The sequence below is a fragment of the Paenibacillus validus NBRC 15382 genome (assembly GCF_004000985.1).
Classification (GTDB): domain Bacteria; phylum Bacillota; class Bacilli; order Paenibacillales; family NBRC-103111; genus Paenibacillus_G; species Paenibacillus_G validus.
Genome location: NZ_BIMH01000005.1, coordinates 22,366 through 40,761, shown reverse-complemented (window position 1 = coordinate 40,761; position 18,396 = coordinate 22,366). Strand labels below are relative to the sequence as shown.

The 18,396-nt window shown below is 55.8% G+C and carries 13 protein-coding genes; 4 read left to right on the top strand and 9 right to left on the bottom strand.

The genetic code is table 11. From position 1 onward, the window contains the following. Positions 1-20 precede the first annotated feature (20 nt). Entirely contained in the window at positions 21-1,754 is a 1,734-nt protein-coding gene (locus PVA01S_RS05375) for a vWA domain-containing protein (protein ID WP_127605786.1), read from the top strand. 46 nt (positions 1,755-1,800) lie between these two features. Here the strand turns inward: PVA01S_RS05375 and PVA01S_RS05370 are convergent, their stop codons facing one another. The 6 genes from PVA01S_RS05370 to PVA01S_RS05345 form a co-directional block, all read right to left on the bottom strand. Then, positions 1,801-2,895, bottom strand: coding sequence for a DUF3900 domain-containing protein (locus PVA01S_RS05370; RefSeq protein ID WP_127605784.1), 1,095 nt, complete (start codon positions 2,893-2,895; stop codon positions 1,801-1,803). Between the two features lie 191 nt (positions 2,896-3,086). After that, positions 3,087-3,704, bottom strand: a complete 618-nt coding sequence (locus PVA01S_RS05365) for a superoxide dismutase family protein (RefSeq protein WP_054796461.1) — start codon at positions 3,702-3,704, stop codon at positions 3,087-3,089. 68 nt (positions 3,705-3,772) lie between these two features. Next, entirely contained in the window at positions 3,773-5,158 is a 1,386-nt protein-coding gene (locus PVA01S_RS05360; RefSeq protein ID WP_174817560.1) for an MFS transporter, read from the bottom strand. 359 nt (positions 5,159-5,517) lie between these two features. After that, a complete protein-coding gene (locus PVA01S_RS05355; RefSeq protein WP_397375996.1) occupies positions 5,518-6,171 on the bottom strand; it encodes a GNAT family N-acetyltransferase in 654 nt (217 codons plus the stop codon). A gap of 44 nt (positions 6,172-6,215) precedes the next feature. Beyond that, entirely contained in the window at positions 6,216-7,079 is an 864-nt protein-coding gene (locus tag PVA01S_RS05350) for a carbon-nitrogen hydrolase family protein (protein WP_127605780.1), read from the bottom strand. Then, positions 7,069-7,755, bottom strand: coding sequence for a class I SAM-dependent methyltransferase (locus PVA01S_RS05345; protein WP_127605778.1), 687 nt, complete (start codon positions 7,753-7,755; stop codon positions 7,069-7,071). The genes PVA01S_RS05350 and PVA01S_RS05345 overlap by 11 nt, the downstream gene beginning before the upstream one ends. Before the next feature lie 176 nt (positions 7,756-7,931). Between PVA01S_RS05345 and PVA01S_RS05340 the strand changes: the two genes are divergently transcribed. Continuing rightward, positions 7,932-8,411, top strand: coding sequence for a GyrI-like domain-containing protein (locus tag PVA01S_RS05340; RefSeq protein WP_127605776.1), 480 nt, complete (start codon positions 7,932-7,934; stop codon positions 8,409-8,411). Here the strand turns inward: PVA01S_RS05340 and PVA01S_RS05335 are convergent. Beyond that, a complete protein-coding gene (locus PVA01S_RS05335; protein WP_127605774.1) occupies positions 8,408-9,388 on the bottom strand; it encodes a helix-turn-helix transcriptional regulator in 981 nt (326 codons plus the stop codon). The two genes, PVA01S_RS05340 and PVA01S_RS05335, sit on opposite strands and share 4 nt — an antisense overlap. 182 nt (positions 9,389-9,570) lie before the next feature. Here PVA01S_RS05335 and PVA01S_RS05330 point away from each other — a divergent pair, with 182 nt between their 5' ends. Continuing rightward, positions 9,571-11,724: a DNA topoisomerase III gene (locus PVA01S_RS05330; RefSeq protein ID WP_127605772.1), complete on the top strand. Its 2,154-nt coding sequence runs from the start codon at positions 9,571-9,573 to the stop codon at positions 11,722-11,724. 55 nt (positions 11,725-11,779) lie between these two features. Here PVA01S_RS05330 and PVA01S_RS05325 read toward each other — a convergent pair whose 3' ends face one another. Both PVA01S_RS05325 and PVA01S_RS05320 read right to left on the bottom strand, forming a co-directional pair. Next, complete coding sequence (locus PVA01S_RS05325) at positions 11,780-12,085, bottom strand: hypothetical protein (RefSeq protein ID WP_127605770.1); 306 nt, start codon at positions 12,083-12,085, stop codon at positions 11,780-11,782. A 13-nt stretch (positions 12,086-12,098) separates the two neighbouring features. After that, positions 12,099-12,995, bottom strand: coding sequence for a TIGR01777 family oxidoreductase (locus tag PVA01S_RS05320; protein WP_127605768.1), 897 nt, complete (start codon positions 12,993-12,995; stop codon positions 12,099-12,101). A 179-nt stretch (positions 12,996-13,174) separates the two neighbouring features. Between PVA01S_RS05320 and PVA01S_RS05315 the strand changes: the two genes are divergently transcribed. Beyond that, positions 13,175-18,325 carry an AAA family ATPase gene (locus PVA01S_RS05315; RefSeq protein WP_230875934.1) on the top strand — a complete coding sequence of 1,717 codons (5,151 nt, stop codon included), beginning with the start codon at positions 13,175-13,177 and terminating at the stop codon, positions 18,323-18,325. Positions 18,326-18,396: the final 71 nt, after the last annotated feature.

Here is an 18,396-nt window from a genome sequence, read left to right as displayed (position 1 = left end):
GAGACCTGTGAGGAGACGTTATGATCATTCGTTCCACCCGGATAGACCGCTATGTGTTTGACGGTTACGTCACCTCCTCCCGCACCGCGCAAGAATGGATCCGGGAGGCGGAGAAGCGCACCGCCTGGTTCTCGATCGAATTGTTCGCCGACTTTTACATGTGCTTCTATCTGGCCCGCCCTGCCGAGGATGCGCATGCGGAGGCGACGCCTTTCCACCGCTGGCTCGTCCGGGAGCTGCGCAAGCAGCACTTCTACCGCTCCCTTCATCCGCTCACCACCGGGGAAGTGAACGCGGCGTTCAAAACGTCGCTCAAAGCGCTCATGTGGCTCACCTCCTCTTTCGAAGACGAGGTGAAGCGCCGCCTACAGGAGGAGCAGCAGCTGCGGACGATCGGCCTGAGCGAGAAAAACAAGCAGCAGGGCCAGGAGCCCTCGCAGCAGGTGCAGGAGCAGCTGTCGGAGAAGCAGATCGAGAAGCTGCGCCTGGTCGGGTATACGCTCCAGCAGGGCAAGCGGAACGTCGAGGACAAGCAGGCCGCCCTCGACGCCAGGCCTCTCGTCGCCTCGGAGATCGAGGCGCTTGCCAGCCGCGTCCGCTCGCTGCAGGAGGAGATGCGCACCGATTTCCTGCGCCGGGACAAGCTGCGTACGAAGCTGGCCAAGGCCGAACAGGAGCTGAAGCACGCGGAGAAACAGCTGGAGCGGCTGCGCAGGAAAGAGCAGGAAACGTTCAAGCAGCTTGAAGAGCAGCTCGGCTCGTGGTTGAATGAAGCGCTTCGGGCCTCGCTCGGCAGCGAGCAGACCGAGACGCTGGCGCTTGCGGACTTGCTCCAGGCCAGCCAGCGTGTGGCGAACCGCCGCTGGGGGAGCGATCTGGGACGGCTGCAGCGGCAGCCGTATGCCCGTTTTCTGGAATGGATCGAGAAGCTGAAGCGGTATCCCGACCTGGTTGCGTTCATGCAGGAGGTGGGCCGTCAGGTGCAGCAGTTCAAAGCCGTCCGGAAAAAGGTGCATGCCCCCCGTATCCCCGAAAGCTACGACGATTTGCGCCAATCCGGCGACATCGCCCGCATGCTGCCTTCCGAAGCGAGCCTTCTGGCCGATCCGGATTACGAGGCGTATTTCATGGTGAAATGGCTGGAGCGCAAGCTGCTCAGCTACAACATTGCCGGTAAGTCCGAGGAGCCCGAGAAAGGTCCCGTCATCTGCATGCTTGACACGTCGCACTCGATGCGCGGCGCCAAGCTTCGGGTTGCGCAGCTGTTCGTCGCCACGTTCGCGGCGTTCGCCATGCTCGAGAAGCGCGACTTCCTGCTGATGATCTTCGGCGCCCGCGGCGAGCTGCTCGAGCATCCGCTCTACTGGAACAAGCCGAACTGGGCGGCGTTCTATGCGTTGACGCAGCTCGCCTTCGGCGGCGGCACCCACTTCGATGCGCCGATCCGCCGCGGCATCGAAATCGTCGCTTCGCAGCCGCGCTACCATGACGCCGACTTCGTCATGGTGACCGACGGCGTCGGCGCCGTCTCTCCGCCGGTGCGCGATGCGCTGGCGTCGCTCGGACAAGCGAAGCAGGTGCGGCTGCACACGCTGATCGTCGGCAGCGCGCGCCAGCATTTGGCGCAGCGCTACGACATCGCCGGCGTGTCGCACCAAGTGCGCTTCGCCGCGACTTGGGAAACGCAGCAGCAGCATGACCTGCTGCTGGATGTATTCAAGGCGCGGCGTACGGGCCGGGCTGCGCCCCAATAGAACAAGGCTGTCTCCCCTGCCGGTGCAGGGAGACAGCCTTGTTGGTTTAATATGGCAGGACGGCTTCGCGGCCTTCCTCCTCTACCTTTTGCCGCAGGCGCTGGACCAGCGATTCCAATGATTCCGGCAGCAACAGCTCGACCGGAGAGATCCCCTGGTCGAACTGCAGCGCTTCGGCTTCCAGCAGCACGACATACCGGTCGCCCAGCTTCGCAATATGCAGCCGGTCTCCGTAGTCGGCAAGCAGCGCGCGCACGGACATGTGCCCAAGCTTGATTTTCATATCAAGATCCGGCTTTTGCTCCACCATAATCGATGTCGCCTCCATCACTTGCGCCGCTTCCCATTTTTCCTGCAGCTCGCGTTTCTCGCTGTGGGCCCACAGCTCCATTTCTTCCATTTCCCGTTCCTTTGCCTCAACGTTATCCTCGTACACCTGCTCGACATACTGCTGCACAAAGCCAAGCACCTGCTCGTTCATCAGTTCGGGAACGGACTTCTCGTACTCGACAAACTTTAAAAAATCTTCGAAATACCGCGCGTGCGAAGACTGGTGAATTTTCAGCTCCCAGTGGTCCATCATGCCCGGCTCCGGCATATGCGGATACATGATCGACTTCATGTTTTTGGCGTTGATGGCCATTTCCACCCGGTTCAGCAAACTGCGCTCGTCCGTAATGCGGGCGATTTTCTGCTCAAAGTCGCATTTGAACACGAACAGAAACGGCTCATCGAACAGCTGGCTGTACCGCGCCCGCACGACGAACATCGCGCCGCCCCGTATTGCGCTCGCATCCATATAAGTGGTCACGAGCTCGTCCGCATGGCCCATGAACGCATCGATCGATTCGGCCATACGCAATCTCGCGAATAAATTGTAGTTCGGGTTGCTGTCCAGCTCGTAGCCCGGTTCCACGATAAAGCGCCCGATTTTGGTCGGAACCTGCTCGGCTTTCGGATGCCGTTCCGCTTTCCGCTTGGCCGTCTTCCCGAATTCGCCGTCCAGAAAGTCGCTCAGCTCGCTTACGGCATAATCCTCGGCATCCATCGTGATGAAATGCTTGCTCCGCTTGCCCCCCTGCCCGTCTTCCCCATCCACCTGAATGACAAAAAATGAAATATAATCAACGTCAAATTTCATGCGTTGTTCCCGCCTTCCTCTACCATTCCAATCCACCTATAAGAAAAGACCGAATTTTAGTATACAACAGAGCGGCCTGTTGTCTCTAGTGGAAATGAGATGCGTGCCTCTGGGCACGCCGCATGCCAAAAAACGCATCCGCTTCCGTTGGAAGCGAATGCGTTCATCGTCACGCGTGCCGAACGCGCGGCTTATCCGGCCGAGATGACCCCGCAGGCGACGCGAGCGCCGGCATTGCCCGAAGGCCCCGTTTTGTTATCGTCCGCTTTCTCATGAATGATCAGCGCCGTACCGCCCGCTTTGGATACCGAGTTCGGCTTATCCTTCTCCAGCGTCAGCGACTTGGCCACCACCTCCGCTTTCACGACGCCCTGCTGATCTGCCACAAGGTTCGGCAAATCGCCGGCATGTGGTCCTGATGAGCTTTCCAGCCCATGCGCGTGACCGTCCGGATTGAAATGACCGCCTGCCGTCGTGAAGTCCGGTGCGGCGCATGCGCCGGTTTCATGGACATGAAACCCGTGCTCGCCCGGGGTTAATCCGCTGGCCTCCAGCCGAATCCGCAAGCCTTCGGCGGTTTGGGTCAGCGTCGCCGTGCCGACCGTTGTTCCTTTCGTGCCGATCATATTGATGCTGACCGGCTTGGCTTCTTTCGCCATGACGGCCGTACTGTCGTCCGGCTGCTGTGTCTCATGCCCGTGCCTGGCTTTGGCGTCAGCACCGATCCAAGGCACGGATAAACGTTCGCAGCCGCTGGCGATCAGCATCGTTACGACCGCAATGCACAACCCTAACATCGATTTGTTCATTCTTCATTTCTCCTTAGGTTCCAATGTTCCATCGTTCATTGTTACCGTTTCGGAGGAAGTTTAAACCGTTATCCCTGGCGGGCCGGCTTGAAATCTTTGCGCCGCTGGCCGAGTAGCGTTGCGTACAGGACAAGTACTAAACCGAGCACCACCGCGAGACATACGAAAATGTTGCTGTAAATCAAGCCGTCCCGCGTCCCGAACAGCGGATTGAACTGAATCGACGGGGCGCCAAGATCCAGCGTTTTGCCGATCAAAGCGGTTGTCGCCGCTCCCGATATAAAGTTCAACATGGAGAACATCCCCATGCCGACGCCTGCCTGCTCCTTCGATAACGTTCGAGATACCGTGTTGGACATGGCGATTTGCATGAACGTTTGGCCTATGCTGCCGAACACGAGAAACAACGTAATCCAGTATGGCGACAATCCCGCAACCGTAGATAAGGCGAGAAAACAAATCAGAAGCAGCAGAGCCGCCGTGTAGACCAGGAATGAATTGCCCTTCTCGTCGGCCAGCTTCCCGCCCCGCCGGCCCATCAAGGCTGAGGCGATCGCCGCCGGAAACATCGCGAAACCGATGACGGCGGGATTCAGGTGGTTCACGTTCGACAACAGCTGCGGCGTCGTATAAGCAATGCCGAACATAAAGCCCGTCGCCAGAAAAGCGATCAGCAGGCTGAACGTATACGATTTGTTCGCGAACAGCGCTGGATCGACGAAAGGCTCGGCAGCGCTGCGGATGCGGACCACGAACAAGACGAACAAGACGGCGCCGATCGCGGCCAGGCTCCAATCGGACAGCGTTACCGCCAGCAGCAGCGCAGCAACCGTACCCGCGAGCAGAAGTCCGCCGACGAAATCGATGGAGCCGACTTGGCCGCGCTCGTCATCCAGATACTTGCGGTAAAACGGCAGCGTCAGCAGCGACAAAATCGACAGGGCGAACAGCAGCCGCCAGCTCGCCAAACTTGTCACGAAGCCGGATACGATCGGCCCGAGTGCGGCTCCCAGCGACAGTCCGATCGCCGTCGTGCCCAGCGCGCGTCCGCGTTTCTCCGGCGCAAAGTAACGTACCGGAATGATCATCGCCGTTGCAGGGATGACGGAGGCTCCCGTCGCTTGGAGGATCCTTCCTGCGATAATCATCCAAAAATGTGTCGCCGCCAATCCCACAATGGAGCCTAACGTAAAAAAGATAAGGCCGAACGTCAGCAAATCTTTCAACCGGTATTTATCGGCCAGCTTGCCGAAGGTGACGGAGCCGATCGCATACACGATCATATAACTGGTAACAATCCAGCTGACTTGCGAAGCCGACAGCTGAAACTGACGGCTGATTTCCGGCAGCACGACATTAAACATCGATGCATTCATCACAGAAATAATTAAGGTGAACACCAAGACACGGAGCAGCTTTTCCCCGGCCTGTTGTTTGGTCAACGCATGATCCATAACAGCGCCTCATTTCGTTTGTTTGATTCCTCGCTTCATAAAGTAAAGATATGAACTTTTTTCGAGTTATAAATCTCATTATCGTTCTTTTTTTATACTTCGTCAAAATAAATGTATATGAAATTTGTGTGAAAATCTTTCACTTTCCGCTGCTTGGACGCTTGACCAACCTGCTTCCTTTGGCTCAATAGCGCACCGGAGCTCCGCTAATACAGGTACACTCGGAACGCGCAGACTGAAAAGAGCAGGTCAAGACGACCTGCTCTTCTCACAGCAACCTGTTTCCTTGCCGGAACGTACACTAGCACTTGTTCTTGCAGCTTACTCGTTCCCTTAAGCATCTAAGCATCTCTGCGGCGTTACTTCCGGCGAAACGGATTTCGCCATTCCATCAGCATCGCATAGTTGCGCGACTCGTCATCCTCCAAATAGTTCGAAACAAGCTTCAACGGCGTGCGGCCGCAGCGCAGCAGGAACGTCATGACCGGGTCCTTCAGCTTGCCTTCCATCACCTGCTCCACATAAGCTTCGGCCGTCATCTGATCGGCGACACGTCCGTAACCGGGAATACGCCCGCCCCCGAGCAGCCGTTCCAGCTTCAAATTAACGACCGTTTCGTACATGGACATCATCAGCCATTTGCCTAAACCCAGCTTGCGGTACGCCGGCCGCGCGCAAATATCGACGATGTACAGCGTGTTGCCGTCCGGCTGATGGTTCCGAATATACCCGCCGTCGGTGATTTCCTCCCAGCTATGATCCGGGTCGCCCGGCTCATAGTTGACGAGAAGTCCGGTAATCGAGGCTGCCAGCTCACCGTCGATCTCGACGCATAGCGCCCCTTGCGGAAACAGCCGCACATGATTGGCAAGCTGCTCGCGGTTCCACCACAGCTCCGACGGGAATGGCGGCGGGAAGCTTTCCTGCTGGATACGAATCAGCCCGTCGAAATCGGCTTCCGTGTAAGAGCGAATGACGGCCTTCACCGGACGGTCTTGGTCGAAGACGTACATTTCCTTACGATACAAGGTTAAGCTCACGCTAGTCACACACCTTCCTATTTCCAATCGGTGTACAAGTCCGTTCTCCTATCGCGCCACGTTGTGACCGAACCTTTTTCCCGCACTTCATACAGCAAGTCCAGATCCAAATCTCCGGTGATCACCATATCGTCGTTGATCTCCCCGACCGTCATGATGCCAGCCGGCGGGAACGGCACATCGTTCGGCGTGATGATCGCAGCTTGCCCGTAATTGCCGCGCATGAAATCAACCGTTGGCAGCGAGCCGACGGTGCCGGTCGTCACGACGTACACCTGGTTCTCGATCGCGCGGGCGTGACACGTATATCGAACCCGGTGAAAGCCGTGCCGGTCGTCCGTGCACGAAGGGCAGAAGATGACATCCGCCCCGCGGGCTTTCGCCATTCGCACGATTTCCGGGAACTCGATATCGTAACAAATGAGCAGCGCGATCCGCCCTTTATCCGTGTCAAATACCTGCAGACCGTCTCCGGCGCCCATGGTCCATTCCTTCACTTCCGTCGGCGTGATGTGCAGCTTCCGCTGCGTCTCGATGCGGCCGTCCGGGTAGAACAAATAAGCCGCGTTGTACAGCTTGCCGTTCTCCTCGATAATATGCGTACCGCCGATCAAATGCATACCCGTGTTCCGGGCCAGCCCGGCGAATAGCGCCTCGTAACGCTCAGTGAAACCCGGCAGGGCTGTAATCGGCAGCGCCTGTTCCTTCCGGTCCGGTTGTCCGATCGACAGCAGCTGCGTGGTGAACAGCTCAGGAAACAACACGAAATCGGCATCGAACTCGGCGGCCGTTTTCACATAATGCTCCACCTGGGCGGCAAACTCCTCAAAACTTCCAATCGTATGTAGATGATACTGTACGGCAGATACTCTAAGCTTCATGCGAATGCTCCCTCTCTTCATTAGTAGGTTCTTCCGATGCGGTTTCCCCAATCGGATCGAAAAATAAGATATGCGGCTTCTTCACGCACCAGGTCGTCATGGAGCGCAGGTCTTCGACCTGCACCGTTTTGATCGGTTCGACGAATACGCCATGCATTTTCTCCGTCCACCTGTGCAGCGTCTCCGAATCGACCAAGTAACGTTCGCTTCCATCGGGCAGCTTGTACCGCCTGTTTCCGAGCGGCTCGACCCGGCCCTCGATCCCGATCTTCGACGCCAGCCGCGCGAACAGCAGTCCGCCCGGCTTCAGCACCCGCCACAGTTCCGATACCATTTGTCCATAGTGAGCGTCATTCTCGGCAAAATGCAAGACGGCACATGCAATGACCACATCGAACGTATCGTTGGCAAAGCTCATTTTCTCAATCGGTTCGATCCGAAACCGATCCTCACTCAGCGTCGGGGCCAGCTCCGACGCCGTTCGCCGCAAGCTTCGGACCGCCTTCTCCGCACAATCCACCCCGTACACGTCATATCCTTCGCGCAGGAAATAGACGAGATTGCGCCCGTCCCCGCATCCGGCATCCAATATGCGCATCCCGGGAGCTATACGGCCTTTCAACAATTGATCGAACAAATAAATATCGATCGGACCAAACTGTTCCCTCGGATTCATGCCCCCAGCTTCACTCGCTTCCCAAACAACCCCTTGTTCGAGTATTATATCATCCAGCGCACCGTAACTCCAAAAATGAAAAAAAACGAACTAACCATGACCGAAAATGTCATAGTTATACGTTATGCTTGGTTTGTACATAATCCAACCACCCCTGCCGTTAAGGAGAGATTTCTATGATACCTCAAATTCAAAGCAAACCGTCCCTGTACGTTGTCGGTATTAAACAGACGCACCGCCTGACGGAAGGCGCTCCGATTCCGACCATTGCCGAACAATGGGGCGTCTTCGCGTCGAGACGGCATGAAATTGAAGGCCACGGCCCCGTCACGCTAGGGCTGTCGCTCTGTGCCGATCCCTCTAGGGGAACGATAGATTATGTGGCCGGGGCGCTTGTCTCACGGCTTCCAGACGCCGTTCCGGACGGCCTCGAGACGTTGGAGCTGGAGCCGCACACGTATGCCGTCTTCACCCATCGCGGACCGGTAGCAGGGCTTGCGGCAACTTACCCGGCCATTTATGCATGGCTCGGGGAGAACGGCGAATATACCCGTGCAGCCGCACCTGAATTCGAATGGTACGACGAGCGTTACACCGGGGTCGATGCCGAGGACAGCGCCTTCGACATTTACGTTCCCGTGTTGAACGTCGGTTAGTCTTTTACGTTATACACACGCATCAGTTCGGACAGCGCCTGCCGAATCAAATGAACGAACTCGGCAGGCCGCTCAACGACGACGTCCGCTCCCAGAGTGAGGAAATACCGGGCAAAATAATCCGCTTCGTTCGGTTCGATGAGCAGCTGCAGCCTGCCTTCTCCGTTCTCGTCCACCTGCAGCTCTTGTTGAAACCACGACTCCCAGCGGCACCGCCGCACCCCGTTCACCGTAAGCTTCGCTTCTATCTTAAGCTTGCTCATGCTCCCGGACGCCGTCCCCTCTCTCCTCTCATCCGGCGGCATGAACCATTGATTGATCGGGAAATCTTGCAGATCGACCGTAGGATGATCCTCGCCCGCCCACACCGCCGACAATACGCGGTCCGCGCGAAACAGCAGGTACTTGCTTTTGAGAAAGCAGTAAGCCGGACAATACCAATATCCGTTGTGCGAATAAACGCCGATCGGTTGAATCGACCGTTCCTTCGCGCCATCGCGCGAATCGTAATGGATGCGCAGCGGACGCTGCTGCAGCGCGGCATCCAGCAACAACTGCAAATAAGGTACGGGGGCCTGACGCTTCGGCGTCCAGAAGATGACCCGCCGCTTCATTTTATCAATCTTCTGTTTCGTGTCGTCGGGCAAGTAATAATAAAATTTAGTAAGCGCCGTCACCGCTTCCTCGCTGAACGGGAGCGCGCCGTAATGCTGCAGCGACTGGTAGGCGAAGAACATCGCCACCGCCTCCTGCTCCGAGAACATGATCGGCGGCAGCAGCCGTTCGTTCAACACCCGGTAGCCGCCGTGCGGACCGTATTCGGCATACAACGGTAAGCCGAGATCGTCCAACACCTGCAAATCCCGCATTATCGTCCGCGAAGAAACTTGAAACTCTTCGGCCAACTCGCGAACCGTAAACTTCCGCTTTTTATTGACGGCAATCATTAACTCGAGCAGTCTCTTGGATTTGGACACCCGGGCGCCTCCATTCACATCGAGCGATTCGTCCCCATCGACGATTCTCTTCATTATACATGATAACTATGACAAGTTCTGTCAGTCTTATCTCAAGAAAGTTAGCGGACTTCCTGAAAATATGTTACAACTGAGAGGAACAAGAACAGCCGCTTGCCTCTTTACGGTTGAAAGGAGTCCTTATGAAATCATTGGTATTAGCCGAGAAGCCGAGCGTCGCCAAGGAGATTGCGCGAGTGCTGGGCTGCGGGCAAAAGCATAAGCATTACTACGAAGGCGCCGGTTACGTTGTCACTTGGGCGCTCGGTCACTTAGTGACGCTAGCAGAGCCGGAGGATTACGATCCGAGCTATAAGGAATGGCGGCTTGAGGATTTGCCGCTCATCCCGAGGCAAATGAAACTGAAAGTGATCCGTGAGACGACGCCTCAATTCAAGGCGATAGCCAGCCTTGCGAAACGCAGCGATCTTGGCCAGCTTATTATAGCTACCGATGCCGGCCGTGAAGGCGAGCTCGTCGCCCGCTGGATCATGGAGCTGGTGCGCTGGAACAAGCCGTTCCAACGGCTTTGGATATCGTCGCAGACGGACAAGGCGATTCGCGACGGCTTCGCGTCGTTGAAGCCGGGTACGGCCTACGATCCGCTGTACCGGTCCGCCGTCTGTCGGGCGGAAGCGGATTGGCTGATCGGCTTAAATCTGACGCGTGCGCTTACCTGCAAGCATAACGCCCAGCTCGCCGCCGGCCGGGTACAGACGCCGACGCTCGCCATGATGATGGAACGCGAGAAGCAAATCAAATCGTTCCAAGCCAAAGATTATTGGCTCCTGCGGGCCGACTTCGGCTCCTTCCAAGCGACATGGCGCAGCTCGGCCCACCCTGACGGCCGATTGTTCGACAAAGCCGCGGCCGAGGCGCTGCTCGCCAAGCTGAACCGCACCCAAGCGGCGCAGGTGAGCCAGCTGAAAATGACGGAGAAGCAGGAGCCTCATCCGCTTGCCTACGACTTGACGGAGCTGCAGCGGGACGCAAATAAACGGTATGGCTTCACGGCGAAGCAGACGTCGAACGTGCTCCAACGTTTGTACGAGCAGCACAAGCTTGTCACCTACCCGCGAACGGATTCCCGCTTCCTTTCCACCGACATCGTACCGACGCTGCCGGGCCGTCTGAAATCGCTTCAGGTACAACCTTACCTCGGCCTGGTCAAGCCGTTGCTGGCGAAGCCTTTACCGGTCACCAAGCGGATCGCCGACGATTCGAAGGTGACCGATCACCATGCGATCATCCCAACCGATGAACGCCCGCAGCTGAACAACTTAAGCGCCGATGAGCGAAAATTGTACGACCTGATCGTCAAGCGGTTCATCTCGCTGTTCTACCCGGCTTACCGCTACGATGAAACGGCTGTCGTCATCGAGCTTGGCGGCGAAGCTTTTCATGCGAAGGGGCGCGTCGTCCGCGACAAAGGATGGCGCAGCATGTACGAGGAGGCGGCCTGGTCCCACTTGGCGGATGACGAGGAAAGCGACGACCGGGATGCCGCCGACGGCTCGAACGCGGTCCAGACGCTGCCTGCGCTGCAAAAAGGGATAGCGCTGAACAACGTCCGCCTGTCCTTGCATAAGCAAATGACCAAACCGCCTTCCCGGTATACGGAAGCAGGACTGCTTTCCATCATGGAAAAGCATGGGCTCGGGACGCCGGCCACGCGAGCCGATATTATCGAGAAGCTGTTGTCGACCGATACGATCGAACGGCGGATGAATACGCTGCAGCCGACGGGCAAAGGCGCTCAGCTCATGGAGCTCGTGGTGCCGGAGCTGCGTTCGCCGGAATTGACGGCCGCCTGGGAGCAGGAGCTGCAGCGCATTTCGACCGGTCAAGGGGATGCGCAGTCGTTCATGAACCGCATCCGGAAGCAAACCGAATCGATCGTACGGGATGTCAAAGCGAGCGAGGCCGAGTACAAGCCGCATAACCTCACCAACTCGCGCTGCCCGGAATGCGGAAAGTCGTTGCAGGAAATCAAAGGCAAACACGGCAAAAGGCTCGTCTGCATCGACCGCGAATGCGGCTACAAGCGTGCCGCGGAAGCGCCGTTATCGAATAAACGGTGTCCGCAATGCCGCAAAAAGATGGAAATTCATACCGGCAAAGCGGGGAAGTACGCGCAGTGCCGGCCTTGCAATGTCGTCGAAATGCTGGGGGATGCCCCCGGCGGCCGAGCAGGGAAGCGGCAGCAATCGAAGCTGGCCGAACAGTACAGCGATAAGGTCTCGCTAGGCTCCAGCCTGGAGGAAGCCCTTCGCGCTGCGATGGAGAAGAAAAAGTAAAGCGGAATCGCAGCCAAAAGCCCCGATCGGAATAATCCGTTTCGGGGCTCTTGGTTTAACCCTTATTCAACTCCGGGAGCACTTGCGCTTGAAAATACCGGCGGAGCTGCTCCTTCTCCGACTCCGTAAACTGGTATTCGCAATCCCTGCCCTCATCCTGCGGCGCGATCTCGACAAGCAAACCGTCCGCTGTGCAAACGAGCAGAGCGCCCAGCTCTTCGATTCCTTCCGGGAGGAGCGACGGATCGATAAGGTCGAAGCTGACGTAAATATCGAACCATTGCTCGTTTCGGCGTTCGAGCGTATGGGACAGGTGTACGAATTGTAATTCTTGTATATCCGTGCTGCCGTATGTCAACATGTACCGTTCCCCTTCACTTTTTGTCCGCGAGCAAATCTTCCAGCGCCATCTCGATAACCGGATACAGGTAATGGAAGTTATGTTTCACGGCAACCGACGGAAAAACCTTCTGCCCCTGCAGCAGCAGCATCGACATCTCGCCGAACAGCATCTTCATCATGAACGCGGGGACCGGGAACAAGTAGGGCTTCTTCAGCTTGGACGCCACCGCCCGGCCGAAGGCATCGTTCGTTACGGCCATCGGCGTCGTCGCGTTGACCGGCCCTTCAATCTCTTCATGCTCGATGCAGAAATCGATTAATCGGCACAAATCGTCGATATGGATCCACGATAACGGCTGTCTTCCCGTACCGATCCGCCCGCCCAGGCCGAATTTGAACGGTGCGATCATCTTCGGGAAAGCGCCTCCGTCTTTGCCGAGCACAACGCCTAGCCGCAGCAGCACGACCCGGGTATCCGGAATATGCTCCGCCGCCATCTCCCATTGGTCGACAACGCTCGCCAAGAAATCGTCCTTCTTCCATTCACTCTCTTCGATGAACGTTTCCGAATCGGACGTCCCGTATATGGCTACGCCGGATGCGTTGATCAATACCGGCTTTCGCTCCATCCGCTCGATCCACGATTGCACGCTGGCCACCGAATCGAGCCGCGATTGCAGAATACGGGCCTTCGCCTCTGCCGTCCAGCGCTGATTGATCGTCTCCCCGGCTAAATTGACGATCGCGTCCACGCCTTCAAGGGGCAGCAAGCTCGTCTCGAGCTCCTCCCAAGTCGCATATCGGACAAGCGGATGGTCCGGTTTGCGCTTCTTTCGCGCGACTACGACCACCGACGCCTTCTGCTGAATATAGTATTGGGTCAAGTGACGACCGATAAAACCGGTTCCTCCTGCAATTGCAACTTTCATGTTCATTCCTCCGCATGTGTCCACTACCTTAGGTTGATTTTCATTATATAACAAATGTTACGATTATGGAAAATTAGTGAAGTCTTCAGGCCCGATTACAGGCGGCATTGAGGTTGATTAACCTAATATAGGAAAGTACAATGGATAGTAAGAAGGTTAGTTATCGGAGGTCTGTCGAGTTGGCTTGGAACTTAAACGAAAAAACCGTCGAACCTGTCCATGAGAACGGCCATACTTTGCTGTTTCGGGCTAAGGAACAAGACACAGGCTTCATCCGTTATTTCAAAGCGCTGCGGCCCGGACTGGACTATGATCCGCTCCAGCAAAGATTGCTGCAGGAATACGAGCAAGCGAAACGGCTTGCTGCCGCTGACGTCTGGGTGCCGGAGCAGGCTTACGAATGGAACGGCGCCCCCGCCCTGCTGTTCCAGCCAATCGAAGGACAGCCGCTCTCGGCTTACCTGCAATCAGGCCCTGCCGAGCTGACCCTGTTTCTGAACCTGGCGATCGGCGCCGCCGAGGCGGTCAGCAAGCTGCACCAGACGAAACACCTGCATCTGAACTTAAGTCCGTACGCTTTTTTTGTAGAATCGAATCGAAAAAAATGCAAGCTGACCGATCTGTTCCGGGTCACCCCGATCTCAACGGTACCGGAGGCGCATGTGCTGCCGCAGCCCGTATATGAAACGAATGCGCTGTTCTATGCAGCGCCTGAGCTTACCGGCCGGATGAACCGGCGGCCGGATCATCGAACAGATTTGTATGCGCTCGGCATCATGTTCTATCGGATGCTGTCCGGCGAGCTGCCGTTCCAGAGCGACGACGTGTTGGAACTGCTCCATATGCAGTTTGCCAAAGAACCAAAGCCGCTCACGGAATATCAAATACCGAAGCCCGTCTCGGACATTGTGCTGAAATGTTTGGCCAAACATCCCGAGCACCGCTACCCGAGCGCGTTCGCCTTGCGCCACGATCTGGAGATCGCGTTGAACAAGCTGCTGACCGATGGCTATCTGGAACCGTATGAAATCGGCAATGAAGGCGTTTCCGATCAATTCGTGATCTCCGAGAAGATATACGGACGCGAAGCCGCTCTTCAAGCGCTGAGCGAGGCTTACGCCCGGGTTCGCAAGGGCGGAATGGAATTCGCGTTCGTGTCCGGCATATCCGGTATTGGCAAGTCCTATTTGATTCATGAATTTCAGAAGCTGATTCAACAACAGAACGGTTTATTCATCTACGGCAAATTCGATCAATTTAAACGCGCTACCCCTTACCACGCCTTGCACGAAGCGGGCAAGCAGCTGCTTCAATACTTATTGACCTTGAACGAAGAAGCGTTTCACAACATGAAACGACGTATTCTGGAGGCAGTCGGCCCTAACGGTCAAGTGCTCATGGAGATGGTTCCGGATCTCGAACAGGTGTTCGGCAAGCAGCCTCCGATTACAAAGATGCCTCCGGCGGAAATGTACAACCGGCTCATGATGACGGTGCAGAAGGTGCTATCCGTGTTTACTTCCAGAGAACAGCCGCTCATCCTATTTCTCGACGATTTGCAGTGGGCCGACGCCGCGTCCATTCAATTGATACAGGATATTGGGCTCGGTACGAACAGGAACTACCGCTTGTTTATCGGTTCATTCCGGGATCGCGACGTCGGGGGCTCGCATCCGCTCCGTGTCATGATCGATAAGCTGCAGCGGCAGAAGAGCAGCCATACGACGCAAATTCAATTAGAGCCGCTGGATGAACGTCATTTGGAGCAAATGCTGACCGACACCCTGCAGTCTGCGCGGCAACCCGTACGCGCCTTGGCGCAATTGATGATGAAAAAAACGAAGGGCAATCCGTTCTTCACGAAGCAGTTTTTCCGCTCTATTTACGATCAGCAGCTGCTGTGGTTCGACTACTCGGCACGCGCATGGACATGGGACGAAGCGAAGATCCAAGAGCTGCACATGACCGAGAACGTCGTCGATTTTATGATCAACAAAATCGTACGGCTCCCGGAACAGCTGCAGTCTTTGCTCCAGCACGCAGCTTGCATCGGTCATCAGTTCACTTCGGAGACGCTTGCGCTCGTCACCGGACGGACTGCCGAAGAAGTGGAAGAAAGCTTGAAGGATGCGGTCAAAGACGGCCTTATCCACGCGGTCCATACGGGCAGAAACAGTGTAACCCCGGTTACAACGTATAAATTTTTGCATGATCGCGTTTACCAAGCTTTGTACTCCTTGCTTTCAGACTATCGCAAACAGGAAATTCATTTACAAATCGGTCGTCTATTGGAGCATCATTATGCGGACGCAAGCGCACAAGAAGAGAATACGTTCGAAATCGTGAACCAGCTGAACCTTGGCGCGCCGCTGATCGGATCACGGGAAGAGAAGGAACGGCTGGCTGCCTTAAACTTAAAGGCTTGCCGCAAGGCAAAAGAAAGCTCTGCGTACGATACCGGACTGAAGTACGCGCTGTGCGGTTATCGGCTGCTTGAATCGGATCACTGGGAGCGGCAGTACGAGCTGGCTTACGCGCTTCAGCTGGAGAAAGCGGAGCTTGAATACTTAAGCGGGCAATTCGAGGAAGCCAAGCATTCGTTCGCGGCCGCCTTATTGCATGCGCGCACCAAACTGGAGAAAGCCGAAGCCTACAACCTGATGATGGTGCTATTCACGAACCTGGGCGAGCACGAGGAAGCGCTGCGGATCGGATTGAAAGGACTGAAGCTGCTCGGGATTCATATCCGCCCGAACACGGGGAAAGCGAGCATTGTTTGGGAGATGCTGAAATCACAGGCGCGTAAAGGCACCCGCAGCATCGACGATTTGATCGACATCCCCGTGATGACCGATCCGAATCACAAGGCGGTTATGCAGTTCCTGGTTAATCTGATTCCGCCTGCGTACTACATAAACTCGGAATTGTACATTTATTTGATGCTTCGCATGTTCAATTATTCGCTGGTGCACGGACATGCGGAAGGCAGTGCGTTCGCTTATACGACTTACGGCGTGATTATGAGTTCGCTGCTCGGCAGACTGAATTCGGGTCTGGCCTATGGACGGCTCGGCGTGAAATTGAGCGATTCATTCAATCATTTGCCTATCAAATGTAAAGTTTACTTCGGCGCAGGGGCCTTCACCAGCCATGTGAAGGAGCATATCGAGACGAACGTCGAACTGCTGCGCAAGGCTTATCAATTCGGGGAAGAATCGGGGGATTTCGTATACGCCGGATATTCGATCACGTTTAGCTTTTTCCTTCGCTTGTTTCGGGGGGATCATCTATCGGACGTGTTCAAAGAGACGGAGCACTACCAAAATTTTATATATAAAGCGCAGGACCGCGATACGATCATGATCCTAACCGTTCTCCAGCGTTACATGCAGAACATGAGAAATCAAGCGTTCTCTCATACATCCGATGAAACAAGATCCGAGCGGTTCATGAGCGCCGAAGAAATCGAGCAGCTTTCCCGGTTCACCAACAATGCAATCATACATACATATTATGTCATGCAGGGGCAAACGTTTTATATGTTCAACCGCCTGGACGAAGCCCGGAAGCTGTTGGAAGAAGCGGAAACGGTACTGTCGACCGTCTTCGGGATGATGCACGTGCATCTGCACCACTTTCATTATGGCATGGTGCTTGCGGGACTTTACGATCAAGCTGCCCCAGCCGAGAGAAAGCGCCTCCGGGATCGAATTCAATTCAGCATCCGGTTTATGGACAAATGGGCCCGGCATTCACCCGATAATTTCTTACATCTGAAACTGCTGCTCGAAGCCGAATGGTACCGGATCACCGACAAGCGAGCGCTCGCGGAAGAAAAATACGATCAAGCGATCCATTATGCGGGTAAAGGCCGCTTCGTCCAGTACGAGGCCATGGCCAGCGAATGTGCAGCCAAGCATTATTTGCAAGCAGGCAAATTGAAAATCGCCCGCTCCTATTTGCTCGAAGCGCGCAGCCTTTACGCCAAATGGGGCGCCGAGCGCAAAGTGACCGATCTCGACGAGAAGTACCCGTACCTGGTAACCCGAGGCCAAGCAGCGGAAGCGAGCATCGACCTCTCGTGCGTCGTGAAAGCGTCGCAGGCGGTATCGAACGAAACCGTTCTTCAACAAATGCTGGACAGCATCATGAGGATCGTACTGGAAAATGCGGGAGCCGAAAAAGGCATGCTCGTGCTGGAGCGCGACCGGAGGTTGTGGATCGATGCGGAGAAAACCGCCAACGCCCCGTTCGCGGCGATGCAAATCATGCCGCTTGAGGACTGCCGAGACGCTGCGGTCACGGTCATTCAATATGCCGCCCGCACCGGCGAGACGGTGCTGCTGCAGGATGCGGTATTATCCGAGCTGTTCTCGAAAGACGCCTACATTCAAACCAAACGGCCGAAATCGATTCTCTGCGTCCCGATCTGCCGATTCAACAAGCTCGTCGGCGCTTTGTACCTGGAGAACAACCTGGCGACGCACGTGTTTCAAGAGGAAAGGGTTGAAACGCTTAAGCTGCTTGCCTCGGAAATCGCCGTCTTGATCGAGAACGCCAAGCTGTACGATTATCTCGAATCCAAGGATTACAAGCTTCAGCTGTTGGAGGAGCAGGAGAAAAACATTCGCCTTCAGCTCGATGAGAAGGAGCGCTGGGCGCAGTCATCCGAGGCGACGATGCTCAATATCCGAAAATCGCAGCATGAGTTGATCAACAACGTCCAAACCGTTCATGCCCTGCTGATGATAAACAAGTACGACTTGGCCAAAGATTACATCTCGGTTTGGTGTAAGGAAATCGTGCAGCAATCCGTCATAGGCTCGGTGAAATTTCCGATCCTCGCGGTCGTGCTCAACCAACTTTCGCTAACATGCGTTTCCAAGAAAATCGACCTGCAGGTAAGCGGTAACCTGGACTGCGCGTTCGATCAGCTGACGCTGCCGATCAATTATTTCTCCAGCGTAATGCACAACCTGTTGAAGAATGCCGTCGAGGCGATCCCGCAGGACGATCTGCTGCGGACTGTCCGGCTGACGATCCAGGAACATGAAGATCACTACCGGTTGACGGTGTATAATACCGGCTCCTACATTTCGGCGGAAGAACGCAACCGCATCTTCGACAAAGGGTTCTCGACCAAATCGGAACAGGCGAACTCCGGACTCGGCCTGCACCTTGCGCACAATTATTTGCAGCATTACGGCGGTTTCATGGAATGCGAATCCACACTTGATCACGGCACGTCTTTCATCGTGTACTTGCCCAAACGGGCAACCGAAGCCGTCGGCCGTGCGGACCGGCTGCCCCTCGACGCCAATTCGTCCTGAATTTCACGACATAATAAAGCCCGTTCGGGATTTCTATGCGATAGCATAGCTCCCGGAACGGGCTTTACTTT

Excerpts from the sequence above, each read along its gene's own strand:
- PVA01S_RS05375 (WP_127605786.1), top strand. The coding sequence starts at position 21 with ATGATCATTCGTTCCACCCGGATAGACCGCTATGTGTTTGACGGTTAC.
- PVA01S_RS05370 (WP_127605784.1), bottom strand. The coding sequence starts at position 2,895 with ATGAAATTTGACGTTGATTATATTTCATTTTTTGTCATTCAGGTGGAT.
- PVA01S_RS05365 (WP_054796461.1), bottom strand. The coding sequence starts at position 3,704 with ATGAACAAATCGATGTTAGGGTTGTGCATTGCGGTCGTAACGATGCTG.
- PVA01S_RS05360 (WP_174817560.1), bottom strand. The coding sequence starts at position 5,158 with ATGGATCATGCGTTGACCAAACAACAGGCCGGGGAAAAGCTGCTCCGT.
- PVA01S_RS05355 (WP_397375996.1), bottom strand. The coding sequence starts at position 6,171 with ATGTACGTCTTCGACCAAGACCGTCCGGTGAAGGCCGTCATTCGCTCT.
- PVA01S_RS05350 (WP_127605780.1), bottom strand. The coding sequence starts at position 7,079 with ATGAAGCTTAGAGTATCTGCCGTACAGTATCATCTACATACGATTGGA.
- PVA01S_RS05345 (WP_127605778.1), bottom strand. The coding sequence starts at position 7,755 with ATGAATCCGAGGGAACAGTTTGGTCCGATCGATATTTATTTGTTCGAT.
- PVA01S_RS05340 (WP_127605776.1), top strand. The coding sequence starts at position 7,932 with ATGATACCTCAAATTCAAAGCAAACCGTCCCTGTACGTTGTCGGTATT.
- PVA01S_RS05330 (WP_127605772.1), top strand. The coding sequence starts at position 9,571 with ATGAAATCATTGGTATTAGCCGAGAAGCCGAGCGTCGCCAAGGAGATT.
- PVA01S_RS05325 (WP_127605770.1), bottom strand. The coding sequence starts at position 12,085 with ATGTTGACATACGGCAGCACGGATATACAAGAATTACAATTCGTACAC.
- PVA01S_RS05320 (WP_127605768.1), bottom strand. The coding sequence starts at position 12,995 with ATGAAAGTTGCAATTGCAGGAGGAACCGGTTTTATCGGTCGTCACTTG.